Origin of the sequence: Pedobacter kyungheensis, from assembly GCF_000812965.1 — a bacterium.
Taxonomy (GTDB): domain Bacteria; phylum Bacteroidota; class Bacteroidia; order Sphingobacteriales; family Sphingobacteriaceae; genus Pedobacter; species Pedobacter kyungheensis.
On the sequence record NZ_JSYN01000012.1, the window covers coordinates 60535 to 87044 of the forward strand.

General features: G+C 39.1%; 28 protein-coding genes. 20 read left to right on the forward strand and 8 right to left on the reverse strand.

What is annotated here, in order from left to right; all coding sequences use genetic code 11:
- Window positions 1-104 precede the first annotated feature (104 nt).
- The 5 genes from OC25_RS11355 to OC25_RS11375 all read left to right on the forward strand — a co-directional run bounded on the left by OC25_RS11355 (window position 105) and on the right by OC25_RS11375 (window position 4170).
- The gene (locus OC25_RS11355) at window positions 105-1205 is read left to right on the forward strand and encodes an alginate lyase family protein (RefSeq protein WP_167335391.1); all 1101 of its coding nucleotides are present in this window, start codon (window positions 105-107) and stop codon (window positions 1203-1205) included.
- A gap of 47 nt (window positions 1206-1252) precedes the next feature.
- Window positions 1253-1759 (forward strand): GbsR/MarR family transcriptional regulator, encoded by a 507-nt coding sequence (locus OC25_RS11360; protein WP_039475933.1) that lies wholly within the window; start codon window positions 1253-1255, stop codon window positions 1757-1759.
- A 215-nt stretch (window positions 1760-1974) separates the two neighbouring features.
- Window positions 1975-2790, forward strand: coding sequence for a thiol-disulfide oxidoreductase DCC family protein (locus tag OC25_RS11365; protein WP_039475935.1), 816 nt, complete (start codon window positions 1975-1977; stop codon window positions 2788-2790).
- A 1-nt stretch (window position 2791) separates the two neighbouring features.
- Window positions 2792-3712 (forward strand): TIGR01777 family oxidoreductase, encoded by a 921-nt coding sequence (locus OC25_RS11370; RefSeq protein WP_245221970.1) that lies wholly within the window; start codon window positions 2792-2794, stop codon window positions 3710-3712.
- Between the two features lie 5 nt (window positions 3713-3717).
- Window positions 3718-4170, forward strand: coding sequence for an SRPBCC family protein (locus OC25_RS11375; RefSeq protein WP_039475940.1), 453 nt, complete (start codon window positions 3718-3720; stop codon window positions 4168-4170).
- Between the two features lie 32 nt (window positions 4171-4202).
- Here the strand turns inward: OC25_RS11375 and OC25_RS11380 are convergent, their stop codons facing one another.
- The 7 genes from OC25_RS11380 to OC25_RS11410 all read right to left on the reverse strand — a co-directional run bounded on the left by OC25_RS11380 (window position 4203) and on the right by OC25_RS11410 (window position 12074).
- On the reverse strand, window positions 4203-4451 hold the full coding sequence (locus OC25_RS11380; protein WP_039475943.1) for a DUF4834 family protein: 249 nt from the start codon (window positions 4449-4451) through the stop codon (window positions 4203-4205).
- Between the two features lie 128 nt (window positions 4452-4579).
- On the reverse strand, window positions 4580-4777 hold the full coding sequence (locus OC25_RS11385; RefSeq protein WP_039475946.1) for a YwbE family protein: 198 nt from the start codon (window positions 4775-4777) through the stop codon (window positions 4580-4582).
- Between the two features lie 56 nt (window positions 4778-4833).
- Window positions 4834-6126, reverse strand: a complete 1293-nt coding sequence (locus OC25_RS11390) for a DUF3472 domain-containing protein (RefSeq protein WP_039475948.1) — start codon at window positions 6124-6126, stop codon at window positions 4834-4836.
- A gap of 137 nt (window positions 6127-6263) precedes the next feature.
- Window positions 6264-6800: an ORF6N domain-containing protein gene (locus OC25_RS11395; RefSeq protein WP_039475950.1), complete on the reverse strand. Its 537-nt coding sequence runs from the start codon at window positions 6798-6800 to the stop codon at window positions 6264-6266.
- Between the two features lie 13 nt (window positions 6801-6813).
- Window positions 6814-8859: an excinuclease ABC subunit UvrB gene (gene uvrB / locus OC25_RS11400; protein WP_039475951.1), complete on the reverse strand. Its 2046-nt coding sequence runs from the start codon at window positions 8857-8859 to the stop codon at window positions 6814-6816.
- A gap of 246 nt (window positions 8860-9105) precedes the next feature.
- On the reverse strand, window positions 9106-11478 hold the full coding sequence (locus tag OC25_RS11405) for a M1 family metallopeptidase (protein ID WP_039475953.1): 2373 nt from the start codon (window positions 11476-11478) through the stop codon (window positions 9106-9108).
- Window positions 11479-11489: 11 nt separating this feature from the next.
- Entirely contained in the window at window positions 11490-12074 is a 585-nt protein-coding gene (locus OC25_RS11410; RefSeq protein ID WP_039475955.1) for a HupE/UreJ family protein, read from the reverse strand.
- Window positions 12075-12315: 241 nt separating this feature from the next.
- Here OC25_RS11410 and OC25_RS11415 point away from each other — a divergent pair, with 241 nt between their 5' ends.
- From OC25_RS11415 to OC25_RS11485, 15 genes are all read left to right on the forward strand, one after another.
- On the forward strand, window positions 12316-12981 hold the full coding sequence (locus OC25_RS11415) for a class I SAM-dependent methyltransferase (RefSeq protein WP_039475959.1): 666 nt from the start codon (window positions 12316-12318) through the stop codon (window positions 12979-12981).
- Between the two features lie 43 nt (window positions 12982-13024).
- Window positions 13025-13531, forward strand: coding sequence for a DUF6702 family protein (locus OC25_RS11420; protein ID WP_039475962.1), 507 nt, complete (start codon window positions 13025-13027; stop codon window positions 13529-13531).
- A 133-nt stretch (window positions 13532-13664) separates the two neighbouring features.
- Window positions 13665-14933, forward strand: coding sequence for a DUF7033 domain-containing protein (locus OC25_RS11425; protein WP_039475964.1), 1269 nt, complete (start codon window positions 13665-13667; stop codon window positions 14931-14933).
- A 93-nt stretch (window positions 14934-15026) separates the two neighbouring features.
- Window positions 15027-15671 (forward strand): uracil phosphoribosyltransferase, encoded by a 645-nt coding sequence (gene upp / locus OC25_RS11430; RefSeq protein WP_039475966.1) that lies wholly within the window; start codon window positions 15027-15029, stop codon window positions 15669-15671.
- A gap of 48 nt (window positions 15672-15719) precedes the next feature.
- Entirely contained in the window at window positions 15720-16037 is a 318-nt protein-coding gene (locus OC25_RS11435; protein ID WP_039475969.1) for a low molecular weight protein tyrosine phosphatase family protein, read from the forward strand.
- A gap of 47 nt (window positions 16038-16084) precedes the next feature.
- Complete coding sequence (locus tag OC25_RS11440; RefSeq protein ID WP_039475972.1) at window positions 16085-16774, forward strand: YjjG family noncanonical pyrimidine nucleotidase; 690 nt, start codon at window positions 16085-16087, stop codon at window positions 16772-16774.
- Between the two features lie 77 nt (window positions 16775-16851).
- Window positions 16852-17556, forward strand: a complete 705-nt coding sequence (locus tag OC25_RS11445; RefSeq protein WP_156131458.1) for a proline and serine-rich protein 1 family protein — start codon at window positions 16852-16854, stop codon at window positions 17554-17556.
- Window positions 17557-17574: 18 nt separating this feature from the next.
- Window positions 17575-18093 (forward strand): DUF1569 domain-containing protein, encoded by a 519-nt coding sequence (locus OC25_RS26890; RefSeq protein ID WP_052266152.1) that lies wholly within the window; start codon window positions 17575-17577, stop codon window positions 18091-18093.
- Window positions 18094-18136: 43 nt separating this feature from the next.
- Window positions 18137-18754 carry a hypothetical protein gene (locus OC25_RS26895; RefSeq protein ID WP_052266153.1) on the forward strand — a complete coding sequence of 206 codons (618 nt, stop codon included), beginning with the start codon at window positions 18137-18139 and terminating at the stop codon, window positions 18752-18754.
- A 64-nt stretch (window positions 18755-18818) separates the two neighbouring features.
- Entirely contained in the window at window positions 18819-20144 is a 1326-nt protein-coding gene (locus OC25_RS11460) for a flippase (RefSeq protein ID WP_039475977.1), read from the forward strand.
- Window positions 20141-20788 (forward strand): class I SAM-dependent methyltransferase, encoded by a 648-nt coding sequence (locus OC25_RS11465; RefSeq protein WP_039475980.1) that lies wholly within the window; start codon window positions 20141-20143, stop codon window positions 20786-20788. Before OC25_RS11460 ends, OC25_RS11465 begins: the two co-directional genes overlap by 4 nt.
- 13 nt (window positions 20789-20801) lie before the next feature.
- The gene (locus OC25_RS11470; RefSeq protein WP_039475983.1) at window positions 20802-21563 is read left to right on the forward strand and encodes a class I SAM-dependent methyltransferase; all 762 of its coding nucleotides are present in this window, start codon (window positions 20802-20804) and stop codon (window positions 21561-21563) included.
- Between the two features lie 129 nt (window positions 21564-21692).
- Window positions 21693-22103: a GxxExxY protein gene (locus OC25_RS11475; protein WP_039475986.1), complete on the forward strand. Its 411-nt coding sequence runs from the start codon at window positions 21693-21695 to the stop codon at window positions 22101-22103.
- A 108-nt stretch (window positions 22104-22211) separates the two neighbouring features.
- Window positions 22212-23129 carry a glycosyltransferase gene (locus tag OC25_RS11480; RefSeq protein WP_039475989.1) on the forward strand — a complete coding sequence of 306 codons (918 nt, stop codon included), beginning with the start codon at window positions 22212-22214 and terminating at the stop codon, window positions 23127-23129.
- A 114-nt stretch (window positions 23130-23243) separates the two neighbouring features.
- Window positions 23244-23699: a PA2169 family four-helix-bundle protein gene (locus OC25_RS11485; RefSeq protein ID WP_039475992.1), complete on the forward strand. Its 456-nt coding sequence runs from the start codon at window positions 23244-23246 to the stop codon at window positions 23697-23699.
- 182 nt (window positions 23700-23881) lie between these two features.
- Here OC25_RS11485 and cphA read toward each other — a convergent pair whose 3' ends face one another.
- Window positions 23882-26497, reverse strand: a complete 2616-nt coding sequence (gene cphA / locus OC25_RS11490; RefSeq protein WP_039475995.1) for a cyanophycin synthetase — start codon at window positions 26495-26497, stop codon at window positions 23882-23884.
- Window positions 26498-26510: the final 13 nt, after the last annotated feature.

Genomic DNA, 26510 nt, shown 5'->3' on the forward strand with positions numbered 1-26510 from the left:
CGTCAAAAATAAAAAAATGGGCGGTATAAAAAAGTAATAAATTAAATGCAACGCGAATAAAAACTAGATTTGTAGAAGAGAATAAAAATTCAATGTATTTAAATATGAGAAAGTTTGCTGCTACAATCGTACTACTGGGTTTGGCTTTTACTGCATTTTCGCAGGTGGTAAGCTTAAATGCCAATGAAATTAAAAACCTTAAAAAACAGATCAAAAGCAACCCCGAAACCGGGAAACTATATGCAGACTTTGCAAAAAATGCTTCAAACTGCCTTGCTGAGCAGCCTAATCCTGTTGATACCATCCGCACGGAAGGTTTATTAAAAGGCAATCCTAAAAAAGAACGTACGCGGCAGGCATTAGCCGATATGAACAAGATGTTTGCCTTGGCTTTACAGTACCGTTTAAGCGGTGATCAAAAATATCTCCACAAATGTGTAGAATTTCTTGAAGCCTGGGCAAAGATTAACCGGCCTAACGGCGATCCAATTGATGATACCAATCTGGATAAAGCAGTAGAGGCCTACGATCTGATTAAAGCTGACATAGAGCCTGCCGCCAAAAGTACAATTGAAAAGTGGCTTAGCGAAACAGCGTTGACAGAAATTAACAGCAAACGCATGAAAGCGGGAAAGGGCACAGCCATTAACAACTGGAATGCCCACCGCTTAAAAGTAGTTGGTGAAATTGGTTACGCATTAAACAATGCTGATTTTATTATCTGGACTATCGAAAACCTTAAAAGCCACATCAATATTAATTTGTACCCTGATGGCACGAGCCTCGATTTCAAAGAGCGCGATGCCATGCATTACCACATTTACGATTTAGAACCCATGCTTAAGCTGGCCATTATCATCGATCGGGCAAAAGGAACTAATTTTTACACCTACGAATCGCCAAAAGGATCATCGATCCGCAAATCGGTTAACTGGCTAATGCCTTATGTAAAGGGAGAACAGCAACATGAAGAATATGTACATACTAAAGTAAAGTTCGACCGCGACCGGGCGAAGAATAACGAAGCGGGATTTGCTCCTGGAACCATGTTTAAACCAGATTTAGCACTACCCGTAATCAGGTTAGCCGTATACTTTGACCAGAGTTTACTCAGTGTACTTCAATCAGTAAATGGTAAAGAACAAAGCTGGCAGGGTGTTTTAGATCAGTTGCAACGGGATAGCGCTAAAGTTCAAAATAAATAAACTTTCAATAATTTTTGAAAGTTTAATAAAACATTATATCTTTGTGTATGGAATTAGCAGCAGCAAAATTAAAATTCATAGAAGCCTGGGGTAAACTGGGCTCAGAATGGGGCATTAACCGCACCATGGCACAAGTTCATGCTTTATTGCTAATTTCTGCCGAAGCGCTTACTACGGAAGAAATTATGGAAACGCTGAGTATCTCAAGAGGGAATGCCAACATGACCCTCCGCGATTTAATTGGCTGGGGATTGATTGAAAAACAACACAAAGCCGGCGAGCGTAAGGAATATTTTTTTGCAGATAAAGATGTATGGAATATTGCACGCCAGGTGGCCAAAGAGCGTAAAAAAAGAGAGTTGGAGCCTGTTTTGAAAGTTTTAAACGAGCTCTCCAATGTTGATGGAGACGATAAAGACCCTGAATTTAAGACTTTCAAAAAATCGATTACAGATATAAACAAACTGGCAGGCAATGTTGATAAAACTTTGGAAACCATGCTCAAAGCGGAAGAAAACTGGTTCTGGGGATCGATATTGAAGGTGTTTAAATAGAGATGCTAGATGTGAGATATGAGATTGGAGTAGTAAGTATCAAGTAGTAAGTATTAAGTAGTGAGTATTAAGTATCAAGACATATTCATCCTAAACGCTCACGATTAAGCACCAAGTGTTAAACCCTAACCCTTAAAATGCCTTACACTTAAGTTCGGCTTTATTTTTTAAACATAACTTTCAGTTTTTACTGAAAATACTAAAATTTAAAGAAAATGAAAACACTCCAAAATCACATCATCCTCTTTGATAATGAATGCCCCATGTGTTACGCCTATACCAAAACGTTTATTAAAACTGGTATGCTGGATAAAAATGGTCGTGAAGCTTATCAAAGCATGCCTGCTAATATTTGTCCGCTGGTTGACAGGCAACGTGCAGCCAATGAAATTGCCCTGGTGAACACGCAAACTGGCGAGGTAACTTATGGCATCCAAAGCTTGTTTAAAATTATCGGCCATGCTCTGCCAATATTTAAAAAACTATTCTCATTTGGCCCCTTTGTTTATGTCATGCAGCGGTTTTATGCCTTTATTTCTTACAACAGAAAGGTGATTATCCCGGCAAAAATTAAAGCAAATACCATACAGCCTAGTTTTAAAATCCAATATCGGCTGGTTTATTTACTTTTTACCTGGCTGGTTACGGCTTATATTTTAACTGCCTATGCCGGTCTGTTAACCCACTTTGTGCCTTTGGGTAGCAGTTATCGCGAATACTTGATTTGTGGCAGCCAAATATTTTTTCAGGGAATCATTATGCTCTTTTACCGGAAAGATAAACTTTGGGACTATCTGGGTAATATGATGACTATTTCTTTTGCAGGTTCACTTTTGCTTTTGCCTGCACTTGTTGTTTCTCATTACTTTCAACTCAATCCTATACTATTTATGCTTTATTTTTTAATGGTAGCCGGAATCATGTTTATCGAACACCTCCGCCGCAGCAGCATTTTAAACCTGGGCTTAACCATGAGTATAACCTGGGTGCTTTACCGTTTAATTGTTCTGGTCTTAATCTTAGTATTCTAAAATGATGAAATACAGCAAAATTGTTCTGGCTGGTGGCAATGGTTATTTAGGTCAGGTACTGGCCAAACATTTCGCCCCTATAACTAATGAAATTGTAATCCTTTCACGGAAAGCCCAGCCTGCAAAGGGTAATATTAAAACGATAGTTTGGGATGGAAGGACAGCAGGCGAATGGGCCAGTGCGCTCCAAAATGCCGACCTGCTTGTAAACCTTTGCGGCAAAAATGTAAACTGCAGATATACGCCCAAAAACAAGGAAGAAATTATCCAATCACGATTGCAACCAACTGCTTTGCTGGGCGAAGTGATTCATCAAATGGAAAATCCACCTAAACTTTGGATCAATATTACTTCTGCAACCATATATCGCCACGCCGAAGACCGTTACCAGGATGAAATACATGGCGAAATGGGTACTGGTTTTTCAGTAGAGGTTTGTAAAGCCTGGGAAAATTACTTTTTTGAAAGCAATACACCGAAAACCAGGAAAATTGCTTTAAGAATGGGCATTGTGCTGGGTAAAACAGATAGTGCTTTTCCACGGCTGCTTAATCTGGTAAAGGCTGGTATGGGGGGCAAACAAGGCAGCGGCGAACAGTACGTAAGCTGGGTGCACGAGCAGGACGCTGCCTTGAGTATAGCATGGTTGCTTCAACATGAAGAAATTAACGGAATTATTAATTGTACGGCTCCAAATCCGGTTAAAAACCATGTTTTAATGCATCAAATCCGTAAAACCTTTGGCATAAGCTTCGGCTTACCAGCTCCAGCCTGGTTATTGGCCATTGGAGCAAAAATTATCGGCACAGAAACGGAGCTGATTTTAAAAAGCAGGTGGGTTAAGCCAACAGTATTGTTAAATGGTGGCTTTGAATTTAAATACCCCACAATTGAGTGTGCAGTTGAAGACATTTTAAAATAGATATAATGTCGACCCTGATTTTAAAAACAAAAATTAATGCGCCAATTGAAAAGTGTTTTGATTTATCAAGAAGTTTAGATTTACACACAGAATCGATGAAAAGCTATAAAGAAAAAGTTGTTGGAGGGAAGCTGACAGGCTTAATCGACCTTGGAGAGCAAGTTACCTGGCAGGCCAGTCATTTCGCCATAAGTTTTAAAATGACAAACAAAATTACGGCAATGAAAAAGCCTTTTTATTTTGTTGATGAAATGTTGAAAGGGCCGTTTAAGCTATTGCACCATCAACACCACTTCACCGCTGCAGGTACATTTACAGAAATGACAGATATTTTTGCATTCCAATCTCCGATGGGTTTAATTGGCCGTGCTGTAGATTCATTGTTTTTGAAACGTTACCTGCACAAATTATTAACCGCCAGAAATCAAGTTATAAAATCAGTAGCAGAGCTCCCTTAAACAAAAAACCCTGAACAAGTTCAGGGTTAGTATTATTTAATCTCTTCGTAATCGACAAAATCGCCGAGTTTATCTGTTTTACTTTGATCGGGCCTTGGCGGCATATAATCGATTGAAATTGAACCTTCTGGTCTTTGCCTTCTTTGTTGCTGCTGTCCGGTAGCCTGACTCTGCATTTTACTCGCCAGGTTATTAAACAGCATGGGGAGTACTAACCTGATCAACATTCTGATCAGCCAAAGCACCAATATTGTGATGAAAATGAATCTTAATAATACCATGTTATTAATTTACTGTTAATACAAATATAGACGACACAAAATTTATTTTGTTACTTTTTTAGCCTTTAATTGCAATTTGATTACAAATATAATACGTATGCTAAGCTATAAAAGTTTTAATACTACCGTTAATCTGCTACAATCTCAGCTACACGGCCTACCTGGCCATCTTCGAGCCGAACTTTTATTCCCCTGGAGTGGAATGTGGATGAAGTAAGCAAATCTTTCACTATACCGTAGGTAATGTTTCCTGATCTTTGATCTTTCTTCAAAATAATTCCGACTTCTAATCCCGGATAAATGTCTTTTCTGTTCTGCCCGTCCATTGTGCTGTATTGTGATGATGAATGAAACACCAAAATTCCACAATAATTTTGAATATCTATGGTAATTTACCGAAATCTATTTCTGGTCGTTTACCCTCAGTCGTTCTGTTTAACACTTTTCTTGGCGAAGTATAATCGTTAAAAAAACCACCATTTTTAAGATAAAACGCTCCTTTGTCAATCCCGCCCTGATAATCCATCCTGTAACCTTTCATACCGGTATTATCTGTAGTAAACCTGGCCGATTTTAATTCCGTCCAAACGCCTTTATCATCGCAAATCCATTGGTTGTTAAACAAAACTTTTCTGGATAAATCGCCTTGTACAGGTGAAAAATTCTCTAAGAAGGAATGGAAACGCTTTAAATAAGTTTTGGTTTGTGGCCTGGTAAAGCTGGCAATTAATTGCCATTTATTGGTTTCAGGTGCAAAAAAGTAGGCTGTATAGGTGGTGGTACTGTCTTTTCCGGGTGTACCGTGCAATAAAAATTTATAGGTATTTCCGGCTTTCCACATGTAATTTAAATAGCTCTGTCCGCCTGCACCTTCGTTACCAAATTCGCCGGTGTGTACATTTTCGCCTTTCTTTAACATCTTAATTTTGTGCGAATCGGGGATACTCTTAGGATCGTCGGTATTGAAAGGACTCCAAACCGAAAACAGAATGTGTCTTTCTGTAGGGCTGTTTACCTGCATGCCGAAATACCCTTCACCAAACCCGTTAGCCATAAAATAAGACCCAAGGATATCTTCACCTTTTGGCACGGTAACTTCGTTGTAATACCACTCAGCATTTACATTTTCGGGTTGCAGGTAGTTTAAGTGAACAGATGGCCCGCGGCGGCCCCAGTGAAAGAAATTACCTTCGTTATTTTTAACATAAGCTGTTTTACCTTCAACAGCCGATCCGCTAATCGCCAAATTTACAATGGAAGGAAATTTGTTTGCGCTTTTGCTCACTCCTTTAATGGTTAAGGCAACGTAACCGGTATCTTTAATTGTCCATTCGCCAATTTTACCATCGAAAGTCTTGTTTTCATCGAAACTTACTTTTTCAGCTTGATTGTTAATAGAAAATTCTAAGATTGATTGCCCGTCAACAACTGGTTTATCATTGATCGAAACGATAACTGTACCTGGCTTGGCAACCCTGAAATATGCTGTAAAATACTCTTTCGGATTGGTCCAGTTTACTATCCCCCGGTTGGATAAAGTTCTTTCTGAGTCCTGATGCAAAGAACTGTAAGCATTGCCACCGAGTGGAAGTGTAATATTTGCCTGGTTTTGGGCATAGCCATCCAGCCCGATAGCGCCGAGCACGATCAGCGTTACTAGTTTTAAAGATTTCATTTAATGATTTTTAGATAACTTATTGAATTGCAATTCTAATTGAAATTATCTAAAAAACAATTTTTTAAAACGAAATCGTTACTTGTATACTTTATTTTAATCTATTTTGACCCCGGCATAAGCGATAGCTTTATCTTTTATGCTTCACCTTTTCTTTTAAAGCCTATTGGTTTACGAGGAGTGTCGTCTTTTTCTATAAATTTACTCAAATAGGCAAAAAGTAATTCTATTTTTTCATCCTGCTTGATCAGTTTCTTTTCTACCTGTTCAAAAAGCAAAGCCGCATCTTTATACTGCGCTATTGCCTCCCTCAGCTTTACAAAAATTTCTATGATGCGTATGCTCATCTGTATTGCCTTTTCACTCTTCAATACATTTGACAACATTAACACCCCATGTTCAGTAAAAGCATATGGTAAAGCGCCTCCAAGCACCTGCTTCGATGGTATCGCATTTTGCGATACCATCTCTTCTACTTCCTCTTCTGTCAATTGTATCATGAAATTTTCAGGGAACCGCTGCTTATTACGTTTCACTTGCTCTCTTAACCGAATTGCTTTAACTCCATACAGTTCTGCAAGGTCTCTATCCAACATCATTTTTTGATCACGAACAATCCATATCTTGTTCATAACTACCTCATCTGGTATCGATATGATGTCTGTTTTACTCATTTTGATGTGATTACTAGGCCTTAGCAAACTTCTCGTTAAACATTTTCTCCAGCGCAAACATTTCATCTCGCAGTTTTGCAGCTTGTAAAAAGTCCATCTCTTTGGCAGCCTTCTGCATGTCTTTACGGGTATTATCAATGGCGCGCTGCATTTCTCCTTTGCCCATGTACTGAACAATCGGATCAGCAGCAATACTGATTTCAGCATTTTCGATGTAAGCCCTGGCTTTATTATCGCTTGCTTTTTGCGAGAAATCAAGTACAGAAGTCTGTTCTAAAATGGCTTCGCGCGATTTACCCACGGTTTTTGGTGTAATACCATGTTCTAGATTATATGCAATTTGTTTCTCCCGACGGCGATTGGTTTCATCGATGGTTTTCTCCATACTTTCGGTCATCCCATCGGCATACATAATTACGCGACCTCTATCGTTACGTGCAGCACGACCTATGGTTTGGATTAGTGACTTTTCTGAACGTAAGAAACCTTCTTTATCGGCATCTAAAATAGCCACTAATGTTACTTCTGGTAAATCCAAACCTTCACGCAAAAGGTTAATTCCCACCAATACGTCAAACTCGCCCAAACGCAAACCACGCAGGATTTCCACACGTTCCAAAGTCTTAATTTCAGAGTGGATGTACCGCGTTTTAATGTTTAAACGATCCAGGTATTTGGTTAGCTCTTCTGCCATCCTTTTAGTTAGAGTAGTCACCAGAATACGGCCGCCATCTTTTATGGTCAGGTCTATCTCATCCAGCAAATCATCTACCTGGTTAATGGCAGGTCTGATTTCAATTACCGGATCTAATAAACCTGTCGGCCTGATTACCTGCTCAATGACTACCCCTTCCGATTTTTCGAGTTCGTACTCAGCAGGTGTAGCACTTACATAAATGGTTTGCGGAGCCAATGCTTCAAATTCGTTAAAATTTAATGGCCTGTTATCCAAAGCGGCTGGTAAACGAAAACCATATTCTACGAGCGAAAGCTTACGCGACCTATCTCCGCCATACATGGCCCTGATTTGCGGTACAGTAACATGGCTTTCATCAATCACCATTAAATAATCATCCGGGAAATAATCCAGTAAACAGAATGGGCGCATACCTGGCTGACGGCCATCGAAGAAGCGTGAGTAGTTTTCAATACCAGAGCAATAACCCAGCTCTTTCATCATTTCAATATCGAAATTGGTTCGTTCTTCTAAACGCTTGGCCTCAAGCAAATGCCTGTCGGCAATTAACTGGTTTTTTCTAACCTCCAATTCTTCCTGAATGCCCCAAATAGAAGAGTTGAAACGATCTTTAGGCGTAACGAAAAGGTTGGCCGGATAAATGGCCATATCTTCCAACTTTTCTAAAGTTTTGCCCGAAACGGGATCTATGGTTGAAAGCTCTTCAATGTCATCGCCAAAAAAAGAAATGCGGTAGGCATGGTCGAGGTAGGCCGGGAAAACATCAACAGTATCTCCCTTAACCCTGAAGGTACCGCGTTTAAAATCGGTGGTAGTACGTGAGTATAAAATTTCTACCAAACTGTGTAAAAAGGCATTCCGCGAAATCCTCAATCCAACACCAAAACGGAAAACCATTTTAGAGAAATCTTCAGGATTACCCATACCATAAATACAAGAAATAGACGAAACAACGATAATATCACGCCTGCCACTCATTAAAGATGATGTGGTACGTAAACGCAATTTCTCAATCTCTTCGTTAATACTCAGATCTTTTTCGATATAAGTGTTGCTGGAAGCAATAAAGGCCTCTGGCTGGTAATAATCGTAGTAGGAAACAAAGTAATTAACAGAATTTTCGGGAAAGAAATTCTTAAACTCGCCATATAGTTGCGCAGCCAGTGTTTTATTGTGGCTTAAAATCAATGTTGGCTTTTGAGTTTGCTCAATTACATTGGCTACGGTAAAAGTTTTTCCTGATCCGGTTACCCCCAATAAAGTTTGGTAATGTTCATTGGCGTTTACGCCATCAACCAATTGTTTAATAGCACTAGGTTGATCTCCGGTAGGTTTATATTCTGAGGTGATTTTAAATTTCATCGGTAACCAAATTTACTGAAATTTTATGATGCTAAACAATTTAGCATGCTTTATTCAACCATCAAAAAGTAATTTTGTGTGAATGGATTAAAAAATTGCCTGAGATCAGGGCCGAAAAAAATCTATGCTTTTTCACAAAGTACTCCTAAAGCATATAAACAGCATACAACCTAGTAAATCGAAAGTTAAACTTTTGATTTACTAGGTTAACAAAAAATCCCCGCTGAAACTCAACGGGGATTTTTATTATTTACTTGCAGCTTGCTGCATTGGGTTTTTGCCAACCGACTGGCCCCTAACGGCACCACCAGCTTTTGCTTTGTAAGCTTTAAACTTACTTTCCTTAGCTTTACCTCCCCAGCTATTGTTACTGGTATCAATATCGGCCGTTTCGCGTAACGGATCAACTAAAATAGAAGCTACTTCTTTATCCTTTACATAAAACTTAGACGTTTTTAGTTCATTATGTCTCCAGATTTGCGCCGGAATGCGGTCGATTTCTTTGGTACCATCTTTATAGGTAAACTCAACAATGATTGGCATAACCAAACCGCCCTTATTACTGAAACTTAACTCATAGAGGAATTTATTTTCATACTTATCCTGCTCAGCTGCCGGTACCACATCTAAAGGCATACTGCCTTCCATTTTGGTTGCTACTGTTGTATCAATGTTCACCATTCCTCTATCGTATTTATAATAAAAATCCTGAGCTGCTGTATTTTTATCTACATAGAAGCTGATTTTCTTGTCTTCGCGGTTTCTGATTTTCGAAATATCCTCAAAAGCATTTACAGCAGGTTTATCAATTTTAACCATTCTCGATCTTGCAGCAGGCACCTCTTTAGGGAAATCGGCTTTTGCAAATTTCACACTGTCTAAAGCAATATCGCATGGGTCAGTTCCGTAAAACCAGCCTCTCCAAAACCAATCCAGATCTTCGCCACTGGCATCTTCCATGGTACGGAAAAGATCGGCAGGTTCAGGGTGTTTAAAAGCCCATCTTCTGGCATATTCTTTAAATGCGTAGTCGAACAATTCTCTGCCCATAATGGTTTCACGAAGAATATTTAATCCAGTGGCCGGTTTTGAATAGGCATTCGGACCAAAACGTGCAATATTTTCAGAGTTGGTCATAATCGGCTCCAGCTCATCCTTTGGTAATTTCATATAATCAACAATAGTATATGCCGGACCTTTTTTACTCGGGAATTTATTGTCCCAAAGCTCTTCGGTTAAATACTCTACAAAAGAATTTAAGCCTTCATCCATCCAGGTCCACTGACGCTCATCGCTGTTTACTATCATTGGGAAAAAGTTGTGGCCAACTTCGTGGATGATTACACCCAACATCCCATTTTTAGTGCTTTCACTATAAGTTCCGTCTGCATCGGTACGGCCATAGTTGAAACAAATCATCGGATATTCCATTCCGTTAGCGGCCTCAATACTCTGAGCAACAGGATATGGATAAGGAATGGTAAAATCAGAATAGGTTTTAATGGTATGGGCTACTGCACGTGTAGAAAATTTGCTATACAGGTTATAAGCTTCTTTTCCATAAAAGCTCATACACATAACAGTATTGTTATTGGCCTGTATTTTTTGTGGCATGGCATCCCAGATAAACTTACGTGAAGAAGTCCAGGCGAAATCGCGCACATTGTTTGCATTGAAAACCCAGGTCTTTTTAGCTGTCGATTTTTTAGCTTCAGCAGCTTTTGCCTCAGCTAAAGTTTGAATTTCAACTGGAGCTGCAGCTGTTTTAGCTGTATTATAGCGGCTTAACTGCGTAGGATTTAAAACAGCACTGTAGTTGATACACTCGCCTGTTGAACCTACCAGGTGATCGGCCGGAACAGTCATTTGTACCTTAAAATCGCCAAAGGTTAAGGCAAACTCGCCTCTGCCGGTAAACTGGTGGTTTTGCCATCCCTGAAAATCGCTATACACACATAAGCGTGGATACCATTGGGTCATGGTAAACAGGTAGTTTCCATCAGTTGGGAAATATTCATAACCTCCACGGCCACCAACTGACATGCGATCCGTAATTTTATAATTCCAGTCGATGTTAAATATCAGTTTCTGCCCGGTTCTTAACGCTACAGGCAAATCCACGCGCATCATGGTTTTGTTAACGGTATATTTTAAGTTTTTACCGGTAGCATCGGTTAACTTCGTAATGTTAATACCATAGCCGTTGTTTGCTTTTGAACTTAGCTGGTCTAAATTTTGGATAGTACCGATAGCTGGCATTTTGGTAGCATCCTGATAATTGGCATTTTTATCGGTGCTGTGCTCGTTCTCATCAAGCTGTAACCAGATGTAGGTTAGGGGGTCGGGTGAGTTATTGGTATAAGTAATGGTTTCAGAGCCGGTAAGTAACAGATTTTTCTCATCCAGTTCGCATTTAATGTTATAATCGGCACGTTGCTGCCAATATTTAACTCCAGGTGCACCACTCGCAGTACGTTGCTCATTCGGTGTTGGTAAAATGGTTCCCAATTGCTCGAATTTATTGCCGTGGTTACTGCCAGGGTTATTCTGAGTATTTTGGGCAAAAGCTAAGCTACCCGAAAAAAGTAGCAGGCCTGTTAAAGTAAACAGTTTATTCATTATGATGTTAGTTAAAATGGAATTCGTTCTAAAGCCATTTTTAAAGCCAGGCTAAATACGGCTGCTGATATAAATAAAACCCAGCTCAATCGCTTGATGCGGGTATAGTTAAAAATTAAAAAGGTAATGAGTAAAACAATCATCACCACAAAAATTTGTCCTGCTTCCAGGCCAACGTTAAAGCCAAAGAGCCCCCAGCCAATGTTCTGGTCTTTGGCCAGCATCATCCTGATCGAGTTGGCAAAACCCATTCCATGTATTAGCCCAAAACCTAACGCCAGGGAGTAGTTAATTTTAACCGATTTCAAAGAAAAGTTCTTCCTGAACATATTACTGACAGCAGTAATTACAATGGTACAGGGGATTAAAAACTCAACCCACTTACTATCAAACCTGATGTAATCTAAAACACTTAAAAGCAAAGTTAGCGAATGACCAATGGTAAAAGCGGTAACCAGTATCAGTACCTGCTTCAGGTTTTTGTAACTGTAAATGGCAACGAGCGCCAAAACAAAAAGCTGATGATCCAGCGCATCAATACTAATAATGTGTTCCCAACCCAGTTTAAAATAAAAGATAAAATCTTGTAACGGCATGAATAGTAAGCTAACTATCTCAATTAAAAATAGTTTATAAAGACTAAAATTATGCTTTTAATTACAAAAACACCAAATATCAGGTACAGAAAACGATAAATCCCAAATTTGTTACCGTTTTTAAACCATTTTGCTTTAAGAAACACCTGTGTTTACAGTTGTAAACTAAATTGTTGTTTCATTATACAAGGTTAACAAGGTATATTGGTACAAGGTAACTGAACTTATTTAATATGGTATTATGCTAAGGCTTAAATATTACTTTCAAAAGCCGCAAAGCGGCTTTGATCCCGTTCCAAAAGCCTTTGCAGAAAAATATGCTGCCAACGAATACAGCAAGGTAGATAGCAGCCTTGTAGATGCAATTAATACGCAGGTAGCCGATTTACGGGATAAAAGCATATTGGATTTAGGCGCAGGCCCGGGCCAGTACAGCATTGAATTTGCGAAAAAAGGGGCTAAAGTTACCTGGCACGACATCAGCCGCAATTATCTGGAAATTGCCAGAAATAAGGCTAATGATGAAAGTATAGTCCTAAATTTTTCGCTGGGCTACCTCGAAGAAGCAGAGGGGAAATACGATATGATTTTTAACCGGATCTGCTGGTATTACTGCATCAACGACAATCAGTTTGCTACCCGCATTTACAACCTGGTTAAAAAAGATGGCTTTGGCTTTATTGTAGTTAACAATGAGATATTTCTGCAGGAAGAGCTGGCAAAAGAAAGCGGATTAAAAAAAATACTGATCAGGCTCAGTTACTGGATTAATGAAACCTTTAATATCAAACTTACACACGTACATCCTTCACATCAGAAACTAAGCAAAATATTTGCCCGTTTAGATTTTAAAAGCCTGCAGGTAGAACGCAACGGACATAACACCTTGATTACATTTAATAAGTAGCCAATTTATCTTTTAACTTTGCGTTATAGTCAAAAATATACCCATGCGTAAATTAAAATTTGTTGTGCTGCTCTTGTGTTGTACCTTTTTTGCTGTCGAGGCAGGCGTAAGGCACCCTTTACACGTAAGTACTACCGAAGTAAACTTTAATGCAAAAGACAAAACGCTCGAGATAAGCTGTAAAATTTTTTCTGATGATTTTGAATCAATTTTAGCCAGGTTATACAAACAAAAAACCGACCTCAGCAACGCCAGCATGAAAACGGCGATGGATGAGCTGGTTAAAAAATATTTGTTATCGCACTTACAGATTAAAGCCAATGGAAAAGCAACAACCTTAAATTACATTGGCTTTGAAATAGACCACGAGGCCACAAATATTTACCTGGAAGTTGAAAAAATATCAGTTGTAAAATCTATTGAAGTGAGCAATACGATCCTTTACGACCTGTTTGATGACCAAATGAGTATTATACATATTGTGAAAGGTGCTACCCGTAAAAGCAGCAAAATCCTCTACCCTGAAAAGAAGTTTGCGGCAAACTTTTAATTGTAATTTTTGTATTAGATAATGGTTAGATGTTAAATTACCATTAATTTTAATAGCTATATTATTTAAGTTAATATGAGCTGAGGAATATTTCTTGTTATCTTTTTTTAAATCCGTGTTGTTAAAATAAGTTATGCACCTAATCATCTTCTCCAACATATTAACGCCTCGGATTAAGTATATTTTCAGTTTTATTTTTAAAGATATACTGAAAACAGAAGTAGAATTTACAGGCAATAGCCAGTATTTTCTGCAAAGCGATCAGGTAAAAATCAGCTATGGCAATGAAGCCTTAGGTGATGAACTTTTCTTTAAAAGTACGCCACTGCTTTTCTCTAATAAGCTTGAAGAAATCAAACTTAAAAGTATTCTTTTTGGCGAGTACCAGGTTCCCTTTGCGGTAGAAGGCTCAGCATTGACTTTTGATGTTTTTGCAGCTTCTTTTTTCATCATTAGCAGATATGAAGAATATCTCCATCAAAAAGTTTCTACCGAAGACTTTAATCCAGCTAAAAGCCAGCAGCATAAATGGCGCATTTTAAACCGGCCGGTTATCGATGAATGGGCGCTGATTATTAAAAGCATGATCCGGAAAAAGTATCCCAGCTTTAAATTTCACGAAAAAAAATTCCATCATCAACCCACCATAAATTTCAATATTACACCCAAAATGCCGAAAGGTGTTTTAGATAAGACCAGATTTATTTTCAGTTCGGTTTTTAAAAAGGAAAATACTTATTTCCGTTCAAAATTTGATCAGTTAACCGGTGTAGCTATAAAAAGCGAAGAAGTTTTGGCGCAGGTAAACCATTTATTCCGTACTAAAAAGAACCAACCACTTTATTTTGTCGATTTTCCTGCTGTTCCGCTAACCCATAGCAACATAAATGGGGTATCAAAAGCCCTCACCGCCAAAGCTGTTGGCTTGTTAAGGCCTTGTGCAAGCGACAAACATAAAATAACCGAAATAAAAGAGGATTTGGCAAAACTGAAGAAAATCAAGCCAAATATTCATCCTTTAAGTAGCCAGCAACTTGAAATTTTAAAATTTCCGATTTGTTATTTAAACCTCCTGAACTCCGGCATCACTACCGATTACTCTATGGGTTACAGCAATGTACCAGGTTTCAGGGCCGGAACCTGTACTCCCTTTAACTGGTACGATTTACAGCTCGAAAAGGTTACGCCTTTAACCGTAAATCCTTACTGCTTAACCGATCATGTGTTAAAGTATTTACCTACCGATGCCGCAATAAAAACGGTAAACCAATATGTAGATGCAGTAAAAGTAGTAAATGGCACTTTTTACAGCAGTTGGCAGCTAAAAAGTTTATCAGAAAACCCAAAATATAAAAAATTAAGAAAGGTATTTAACGAGATGCTTAATTACGCTGGTAATTGATTTTAGTTTAAATTTTAAGCTTAAAATCACTAAATTTAGGGCAAGAAACCTGTTATCGTCTATCTTTAAACAGGGTACAGCAAAACCAACATTATGATTTTTGATCTAAGCAAAACCCAATCTATCGCCAATACTTTTATTGCCGAACTTCGGGATGAAAATATCCAGAAAGATTCGATGCGTTTCCGCAAAAATATGGAGCGCGTTGGGGAGTTTTTTGCTTACGAGATCAGTAAATCACTTAAATATACAGCTACCGAAATTACTACTCCGCTTGGTGTATCTAAATGTGAGGTATTGGCCGAACAGCCTGTTCTGGCGACCATCCTGCGCGCAGGCTTGCCACTTCAGCAGGGCTTGCTTAACATTTTTGACAAAGCCGAATGCTGCTTCATTTCGGCCTACCGGAAAGTTAAAAAGAGTGGCGATTTTATTATCCAGATGGATTATGTTTCTACCCCCGATCTGGAGGGAAGGGTGTTGATTATGGCCGACCCGATGCTGGCAACCGGCCAAAGTATGGTAATGTGTTGTAAAGAATTGATTAACCGCTATAAAATTAGCGAACTGCATATTGTTGCCGCCATAGCCAGTACTGAAGGGGTTACCCATGTTAGGGCTAATTTACCTAAAGCAAAGCTTTGGCTGGGCGCTATTGATGAAGAAATGACCAGTAAATCCTATATCGTTCCTGGCTTGGGCGATGCCGGCGACCTGGCTTATGGAGAAAAGGTTTAGTTCTGGGATCTTTAATCAGAGGTCTTTTAAATCCCACAACAAAAACAAATGAACATTCTTTTCGTATGCAGCAGAAACAAATGGCGTAGTGCCACTGCTGAAACGCTATATAAAAATCATCCCGATCATGAAGTCCGGTCAGCAGGCACAGCGTCATCGGCCAGGGTTAAAATAAACGCAAAGCATATTGTATGGGCTGATGCCATTTTTGTAATGGAGAAAAAGCATAAACAAATTCTCATTGAACGTTACCCCATCGAAACGAGGGAGAAAGAAATCGTAATCCTCCATATTCCAGATGATTATCAATATATGGACGAAGAACTCATAGAAGAGATTCAATCAAAAATGACCGCTTATTTATAATTCCAGCAATAATAGAAACTACCTTTGCAAAAACTACAATTACATTAATGAAAAAACATATCTTCTTCGATCTCGATCATACCATCTGGGATTTTGACCGCAATGCCGAAGAAACCCTGAAAGAACTTTACCAAACCTACCAATTAGAGGCATTAGGTATTAAATCCTGCAGCGATTTCATCAGTATTTACACTGAAAACAATCATTTGTTGTGGGCCGATTATCATTTAGGAAAAATTACCAAAGATTTTTTACGGGCAGAACGCTTCAGTAAAACCTTCATCCAGTTGGGCATCCATCCCGATGCCGTACCGCAACAGTTTGAAGCCGACTATGTAAGCATTTCGCCAACCAAAACCAATTTATTTGCAGGTGCTGAACAGGTATTGGCCTATCTGCAGCAAAAATATACACTTCACATCATTTCAAATGGCTTTAAAGAAACAACTTTAACCAAAATGAATTTATCGAAGTTGAATCCTTATTTCGAAAATGTAATTATATCCGAAGATGTGGGCGTTAATAAGCCTAACCCGATTATCTTCGAATATGCACTCGATAAAGCAAAAGCACTCAAAACGGAAAGCATTATGATTGGCGACAGTCTTGAGGCTGATATTTATGGAGCGCTAAACTTTGGTATGGAAGCCATATTCTTCAATCCTGCACAAAAAGAAAAGCCCGAAGATGTCAAACATCAAATTGTACATCTCGAAGAATTGTTAAAACTTTTTTAAGCTAACACTGTTTTTATTCGATTTTGGCATTGCTTTGGCAAGGTTTCAGTACACACACAAATGAAACCTTAATTAACATGAAAAAAACCATCTTTTTAGGTCTGGCAATGCTCTTTGCTACCCTAAGTTTTGCTCAAAACAACCGCAGCACAGCTGAAGTATTCCTTCAAATTACCAAACCGGGCAAGTATACGGTGTATTTAGACGATGAACTTGTAAGTTCGGCCACAGGTAGGTTCCGCTTTTATGATGTATACAATTCCAAACCCATGTTGTCTATAATGCAGGGCAATAGATTGATCCTGAAAGAACAGCTTAATGTAAACGCTCAGGAACGACTCATTGTAGGTTTCGATAATGACAGACTGAACGTAATTAAACAACTTAGTATGTTCCGCAACAATCAATACGCATTAGACGATTTTTATGGTTATAGCGAGCCCTACAACACTGGTATTTCGCCAAGGCCAGACAGAGGTTCTGTAAGGAATTATACTTTAATGTCGCCTGAGGCTTTTTATCAATTTTTTAGTTTGTACAAAAAAGAAAAGTTCGATGATGGCAGATTGAGGTTGATTAAAGCTACCAGCAAAAATGCGACCTTCAGTACTGAGCAAGTAAAGTACCTGCTTAAAGAATTTGCTTTCGACGACCAGCGTTTAGAAACTGCTAAACTTTTGTTTCCAAAAACTATCGACACACAAAATTATACCCTGTTAGCCGATACATTCAAGTTTCCATCCAATAAAGACGATTTTTTGAATTTCATTGCTAAAGAATAATTCGCTTATCTTTATGATATGAGGGCTGCAAAAATAAAGGCATCGATACACAAAATTGTCGATGCCTATAAATCGAAACTATCTGCTTATGCTGATGATATTTTTCAGCAGCAACCACCTATAGCCGGCTGGAGTTACAGCGAAGTATATTCGCATATTTTTGATTCGAGCCTGTTATCGCTCATCGCCTTAGAACATGCAGCAAAAGGCAAAGGAGAAGATAAACCCACTGCTTTTGCCGTCAGGCTCATTTTGTTGCTTGGTGCACTACCACCGGCAAGGCAATATAAAGTGCCCCAAAGACTGGCTGACCGGGTAAAAAAAATAAGCAAAACCGAAGCACTCGATTTTATTCTAGAGTTTGAAGAGGCTTTAGATGACAATTATCCTTTGGTGGGTTTAGCAACGGCTACCTGCAAGACAAAACACCCGCGTTTAGGATACTTAAACGCCAAACAATGGTTAAGATTTATCGAAATTCATTTAAAGCACCACCTCAAACAGCTGGAAAGAATAGAAAAGAGTTTTCAGGCCTAAATTAATTTCGCCATATTTGGGTAATACTTAACACTCAACCCTCATGAAGAACGCTTTTTATCTGTTAGCCATGGCTTTATGTTTCGCCTGCAAGGGCGAAAAAAAAGAACCTGCTCAGGTTATGATTCCAACGCCTGCAGGAATACAGGGATTACAAAAAGGTAATGCAGCAGCTACACCGGCAGCAAGTACAAAAAGCAATCTTATTTTTAATCCGCCACATGGCGAAGCAGGGCATACCTGCGCTTTGGCTGTCGGTGCTCCATTAAACAGAACAGCTCCTGCGCAATCCAAACCGGCAGTTGTAACACAACCCGCACCAGCGCCTGCTGTAACTGTAGCCAGTACGTCTGGTAAAAAATTAAATCCCAAACATGGCGAGCCTGGTCACCGCTGCGATATTGCAGTGGGCGCTCCGTTAGATTCTAAACCTATTGCAGTAGCAAAAACAACTCCCACTCAACCTACAGTTACCCAAGTTTCGAACATTAAAGTGGGCAAGGGTATGAATCCTCCGCATGGTCAACCCAACCACCGTTGTGATATTGCCGTTGGCGCTCCTTTAAACAGCAAACCGGCACAAACCGTAATTGCCCCTGCAGCGGCTGAAACCAAAACACCCGAAAGCAAAGCCGTTGAGGCTAAAAGCGAGGGGAAATAACCGCTTACACAATTTGAATTTTCAATATGGCGCTTAACGCACATTTTTTTACATCTTTGCGTTAATGAAATTACCCGCCATAAAAGGTTTTGACCAGGAAGCTCTAAAAAAGTATTTAAAAAATACCGGAATGCTGCTTATTGGAAAAGTTGGCAGTTTGGCAATCAAAATGCTAACCAATATAGCTGTTGCAAACTATTTACTGGCATATGGGAACGGTATTTTAACAACAGCCATAGCCTATGTTTTTTTGTTTGCTGCATTAGCCGGACTTGGCTTAGATCAGTTTATAGTAAAAGAACTTCATCAGTTTCCTCAAAACAGAGATAAAATTTTAGGCACTGCATTTGGTCTTAAAACATTTGCAGGCTTTATGTGTATCCCACTTATTGGGTTGGCCTGGCTAGTTTATCCTTTGCAAGATATTCAATACCGTTTTATCTTACTCCTTTCTTTTATTGGAGTTTTTCAATCCTTTACCGTCATTGATTCCTATTTCCAATCTGAAGTAAAATCAAAATACATTATGCAAGTGCAGATTATAGGAAACCTGATTTCTGCCGCTATAAAAATTATCTTAATTTTCACCCATTCACCAATTAGTTATTTCTTTTTTGCATTTCTTTTCGATACGATACTGCTTTCTATAGGATACATCATTACGTATTCTCGAAAAAACAGAAGTATACTGAACTGGAAATTTGAAAAAACATTAGCCAAAAAACTTTGTTCGTTATCATGGCCTTTAATCATTTCTGGTATAATGGTGTCTATTTATATGAAAATAGATCAAATTATGCTCAAGCAAATCCTTGGGGATAAAGGAACAGCTGAAGCAGGAGCATATGCAACTGTGGTTAATTTTAGCGAAGCATTAAATTTTGTTCCCGTTGCCATCGTTTCATCACTTTTTCCAGCAATCTTAAACGCAAGACGTGATGATAAAATTCGCTATCAAAAAAGATTACAGAATTTATATGATCTGATGGTTTGGCTAAGCCTGAGCTTTGCCATTTTTATAACTTTTGCATCTCCGTTTATCTACAGTTATTTTAAACCCGAATATGCAAATGCAGCGCCTGTTTTATCTGTTCATGTTTGGGGTTCAGCCTTTATTTTTTTAGGTGTAGCCAGTGGACAATACCTTATAGCAGAAAATTTCGGCAGATTAACCTTCATCAGAACTGGAATAGGGGCTGTTATAAATATTATTTTAAATCTGCTTCTGATTCCTTCAATGGGTATGATGGGAACAGCAATTGCAACAGTAATTGCATATTTTATTTCAGCCTTTTTTATATTATTTATCCCTAAACTTCGGCAACAGGGTATAATGATGTTAAAATCATTACTTTTGGTAACAGCATTTCAAAAAATATTTAAACGTTGAGTACTCTTAAAGCATTAACAACACTAATTGCCAAGCCAAACAGGCTTAAGGCATTATTATCATACGGACATAAAGGATACTTAAACAGCATTGGCTGGTTTACGGCCTTTGATAAAAAACAGGCCGTAGATGGAAACGGAAAGGCATTACCCTGGGTAACCTATTCTTTTATCGATTTCATTAAAGAACGGATCAACAAAACACAACATATTTTCGAGTATGGATCAGGCAGTTCTACACTATTTTATGCAGAGCGGGCAGGTTCGGTTACCTCTGTAGAGCATGATAAAGGCTGGTATGATAATGTAAAAAACACCAGTCCGGCCAATGCCGAAATGATATTTTGCGAATTGCAGAAAGATGGCGAGTACGCTAAAAAAGCAACCTTGCTTAACCGTAAATTCGATATTATTATTGTTGATGGCCGCGACCGCGTAAATTGCTGCAAGCATAGTGTAGATGCATTATCGGCAAATGGCGTGTTGGTTTTAGATGATAGCGAGCGCGAGGTCTACCATCCGGCACGCGTGCTGTTAAAAGCGCAGGGTTTCAAAGAAATCAGTTTCAGCGGAATTTCACCGGGCTTATTCTACGAAAAGGCGACTTCTGTTTTTTATAAAGAAAACAACTGTTTAGGTATTTAATCTTATTCATGTTATGCTGAGCGAAGAAGTAAAAACCGCCTACGATAATTTTTATACCAATAGTGATGTGGCCTGGCGCATGCTTGGAGCCAAATATAAAGCAAAAAATATTGTTGATGTTTGCAAAGGCATTAAACCCCAAAAGGTTTTAGAAGTTGGCGCAGGAGATGGCAGTATCTTACATTTTTTAAATGAATGGAGCTTCGCGCCTAAGCTTTATGCCCTGGAAATTGCACAAAGCGGTGTCGATATTATTAAAGAACGTAAGCTTTCTAAACTGCAAGAAGCACAAACTTTTGACGGATATAAAATACCTTACGCAGACGATGCTTTCGACCTGGTGATTTTAGCGCACGTTTTAGAACATGTAGAACACGAGCGCATCCTGATCCGGGAGTTAAAGCGGGTTGCTAAATATATTGTAGTAGAAGTTCCAAAAGATTATCGTTTCGGTGTGGATAAACGCATGAAACACTTTTTAGATTACGGACACATTAACATGTACACGCCTACTTCGCTCAGGTTTTTATTACAAAGTGAAGGTCTGGAGATTTTAGCTGATAAAACTTCGATGACTGCCACCGAAACTGTAAAATTTAATGAGTTTATCAACCGGAAAGCACCAAAAACCTTTACTAAGAATTTAAAAATAGAATTGGAATACCGGATTAAAAAAGCTTTAGGTAATTTATTGGGAAAGAAAAAACAAGAACAGTTTGCCAATGCTTATACCGTACTTACGCAAAAATCAGATCATAACCTACACATATTTTAGTTTAAATTAATATATTTAACCATATAAGGCATAATTAGATAACATAAGCTTAGTTAAATTTTGCCCAAACCCCTATAATTGCAAGTTAAAATCATCCCGAATTAATTGTTAATTTAATTTATAAAGGGAATGTTATTAACAAAAAATTATTTAAAAGACCTTGTTTATAAGGTAAATGGAGCGGCCATTGAAGTACATAAAGCACTAGGCCCAGGTCTGTTAGAAGGCACTTATCACAAATGTATGGTGCATGAACTTAACTTAAGAAACATTAAATTCAAATCTGAGCTCATTATTCCCATAAATTATAAGGGATTAGAAATTGATGCAAATTTAAGGTGCGATTTATTAATTGAAGATTCGCTAGTCGTTGAACTTAAATCCGTAGAAAATGTATCTCCAATTCACGTTGCCCAGCTTCTAACTTATATGAAGCTTCTACATATTCCGATTGGATTAATCATAAATTTCAATTGCTCACACATATTTACTGAGGGGCAGAAAACATATGTGAATGAAATATATGAATCAATTGCTTAATATTGTCTCCACGTAACTTAAATGGAACTTACTTGCCTTATATGGTGAATAAAATATAGTATTGAGTAAGGCACATAAACCGATCTTTCTTTAATAGTAAAAACAAACATGCACAAACTTGCCCCCATAGCCCTTTTCGTTTATAACCGCCCGCAGCATACCGAGCGTACCTTAAACTTTTTGCAGCAAAATGAGCTGGCGGCCAGCAGCCACCTGTATATTTTTTCTGATGGAGCAAAAACGCCAAACGATGAGGAGAAAGTTAGGGAAGTAAGGGCTATCATCAATAAAGTAAAAGGTTTCAAATCGGTTAAAGTAAGCGAACGGAAAGAAAATGCAGGTTTAGCCAATTCGGTAATTGCCGGAGTAAGCCAATTGGTAGCCGAATACGATCAGGTAATTGTTTTTGAAGATGACCTGGTTACTTCGCCACATACCTTAACCTATTTTAACGATGCTTTAACTCGCTACCGCGACGAGGAAAAAGTAATGCATATCGGTGCATACATGTACCCGCTTGAGGGCGAAAAGCTACCACAATCGTTTTTTTACCGCGCTGCCACCAGTTGGGGCTGGGCTACCTGGGGAAGGGCATGGAAAAACTTCGAACCCGATATCAACCTGCTGATCAAACAATTCGACAAAAAGAAGAGAAAAGCATTTTCGATCGATCATACCATGAATTTCTGGAAACAGATGCTGGAATTTAAAAAAGGTAAAAACAATAGCTGGGCCATCAGGTGGTATGCTTCCATTTTCTTAAAAGATGGCTTAACGCTCAACCCATCGCAATCCCTGGTCAACAATATTGGTCATGATGGAACCGGCGTACACTCAGGCATAAACGATATTTACAATGTAATTATTAACCCTAAGCCGATTACCGAATTTCCAACGGTAATTGCCGAAGATGCTTTAGCCTATAAATCAATAAAAAAGTTTTTAGCCAAACGGAAAGGTAATATGGTTACCCGGGTCAGGCGTTTCGTCAAAGAAAAACTGGCGCAATACTTCTCTAAAAAATAATTTCAGCAAATATTTGCAGTTATAGCCTCTTGTTGTGAGCTATTTAAAAAATGACAAACCTTTTTTTAATGGCTCCTGTTCTTTTTATACATCAAAACTATAAAAAATAACAACATGAAAACAGCAACAGCAACTGCAGAAGTACTTAACGATCTCATCTTAATTAATAACGACCGTATTGAAGGCTATGAAAGAGGTCGCAAGGAATTAAAAGATGGTGACGCAGATTTAAAATCACTCTTTTTAAACATGATTAGCGAAAGCCAGAAATATAAAATGGCTTTAGCTACCGAAGTATCGGCCCTAGGCGAAGATATTGAAACCGGAACCACCAATTCGGGTAAAATTTACAGGGTTTGGATGGATGTTAAGGCCATGTTTACTGGTAACGACCGCCAAACTGTTTTAAATAATTGTGAATTTGGCGAAGATGCTGCGCAAAACGCCTATAAAATGGCTTTAGAGGAAGAAGATCTGCCATCGAACATCAGGGAACTGATTTCGGATCAAAAAGCATCATTAAGAACCTCGCACGATGAAATAAAAAGGTTGCGCGATGCACAGGCATAATGGAATAACTTATATAAAAACGAAAAACTCCCCTGGTTTATAACGAGGGGAGTTTTTTTATAGTATCATTCCGTCATTCTGAACTTGTTTCAGCATCTATTAGACCCTGAAATACCCGTCTGACCAGCCGGGCAGAAATCCGATAGCTATCAGATCAGGGTGACGATGCTTCTTTTTAAATTTTACGCTTCCAACTCCTTATCCAGATGCTCGGTAACCCGTTGAATGGTGTTATCAATCGTATTACTCAAAATTGTTAAATAAGAACCTTTCTTAGCTGTATCAATCGCAATTTGCAAACATTCGGTACTCTTATGATTGATAATGACTTCTTTGTTAGGATCAACTTCGCGAATACCTTTCAAAAGTAAATCAACTAAATCTTGCTGCTGGCGTCCGCGCAGGTATTTTTCCTGGCAGATGTAAATTTTATCGAACATTTGTGCCGAAATCCGGGCAGTTTCCATAATATCTGAATCTCTTCTGTCGCCGGTTGCCGAAATAATCCCTACATGTTCAGTTGCCTCCACCCCTTGTAAGAAACCTTTAACCCCATTAAAGCCATCGGGATTGTGCGCAAAATCTACCAGCACTTTAAAATCTTTAAACCTGAAAACATTCATTCTTCCCGGCGTATGCGCAGCTGAAGGAATAAAAGTTTCCAATGCCAGGCGGATATCTTCAGGTTTATAACCCCATAAATAGGTTGCAAGCGTTGCTGCAAGCACATTCTGGATCATAAAGTTTACCGAACCGCCAAAAGTTAGCGGAATATGTGAAGCTTTATCTACCCTTAATTTCCAATCGCCGGTTTTTATGGTAATGTATCCGTTTTCGTAAATAGCAGCGATGCCTCCTTTTTTACAGTGTTCTTTAATTATCGGATTATTTTCATCCATGCTGAAATAAGCCACATTACAACGGGCATCTTTGGCAATACGTACGCAATAACCATTATCGGCATTTAATACCGCCCAGCCCTTGCGCCTTACAGCACCAATTACCACGGCTTTTACCCGGGTTAAATCGTCGAGATTGTGAATATCAGAAATGCCAAGGTGGTCTTCCTGAATATTGGTTACTACGCCAATATCGCAGGCATTAAAGCCTAATCCAGCTCTTAAAATACCTCCACGGGCGGTTTCCAGCACGGCAAACTCTACTGTCGGGTCTTTCAAAATAAACTCTGCACTCACTGGTCCGGTAGTATCGCCTTTCATCAACATGGTATTATGCACATACACGCCATCACTGGTGGTAAAACCTACCCGTTTTCCGTTACTGCGGATAATATGTGCTATCAGCCGCGTGGTAGTGGTTTTTCCATTGGTTCCGGTTACAGCAATAATCGGAATTTGCGATAACTTACCTTGCGGGTAAAGCATATCAATTACCGGGGCAGCCACATTTCGGGGTAAGCCTTCGCTTGGCGCCAGGTGCATCCTGAAACCAGGGGCAGCATTTACTTCCAACACAACACCTCCATTTTCGGTTAATGGCTGGGTAAGGTTTTGCGCCATAATGTCTATTCCACAAATATCCAGACCAATTACCCTCGAAATTCTTTCGCAGATAAATATATTTTGTGGATGTACAATATCGGTTACATCGATTGATGTACCGCCGGTACTTAAATTAGCGGTAGATTTTAAATAAACAATCTCGCCCTTTTCCGGAATGGTTGTTAAAGTATAATCTTTCTTGGCCAGTAAATCCAGCGTATCGCGGTCTACTGCAATTTCGGTTAATACATTCTCATGTCCATAACCACGGCGCGGATCTTCATTTTCCTGATCAATCAGTTCCTGAATAGTATGGATTCCGTTCCCTCTTACATGTGCCGGATCGCGTTGTGCGGCAGCTACTACTTTATGATCGATTACCAATACCCTAAAATCATATCCGGTAATAAATCTTTCAATAATCACCCTTCGCGAGTAGCTTTTGGCATATTCGAAAGCAGCTATTGCCGCTTCCATGGTTTTAACATTAATGGTTGCTCCTTTACCATGGTTACCATCCAAAGGCTTAAATACCAGAGGGAAACCTACTTTTTTAACCGAAGCTTCTAAATCATCGATATTTGAAATGGTTACACCTGCTGCAACAGGAATAGCCGCTTCGGTAAGCAAACGCTTGGTTTCTTCTTTGTTACTGGCAATATCTACTGCTATGCTACTCGTTTTTTCAGTCATAGTAGCCCTAAAACGGACCTGGTTTTTACCGTAGCCCAACTGCACCAGCGAACTTTTGTTCAGCCTGATCCACGGAATGCTTCTGCTCACAGCTTCTTCTACGATTGATGCGGTACTTGGACCCAATGCCTCCAGTTCTCTGATTTCCCTCATCCTGCGGATATCGTGCTCCAGATCGTACTCTTTGTTATCAATGAGTGCTTCGGCAATCCGCACCGCAGCTTCGGCAGCATAAACCCCTACTTTTTCTTCCAGGTAACTGAATACCACGTTGTAAACTCCTTCAGTTTTGGTCATACGCGTGCGGCCAAAACCAGTATCCATGCCCGCAAGGGTCTGGATTTCCAGCGCAATGTGCTCAATTACATGCCCCATCCACGTACCCTCTTTTACACGCGTAAAAAAGCCCCCTTCTACACCTTTAGAGCAGCGGTGGGTGAACATGCTGGGCAGCAATTTCTCAATCCTTTCACTAAATCCCTCAATCACATTGGTTGGCTTCTGCTCCATGTCCTCCAAATCCAACCGCATCTGAATTAGTTTTTTCCGGTTAATCGACCAAATATTTGGCCCTCTTAATACTTGTATGTTTGATATCTTCATGTAATGTTTTGCT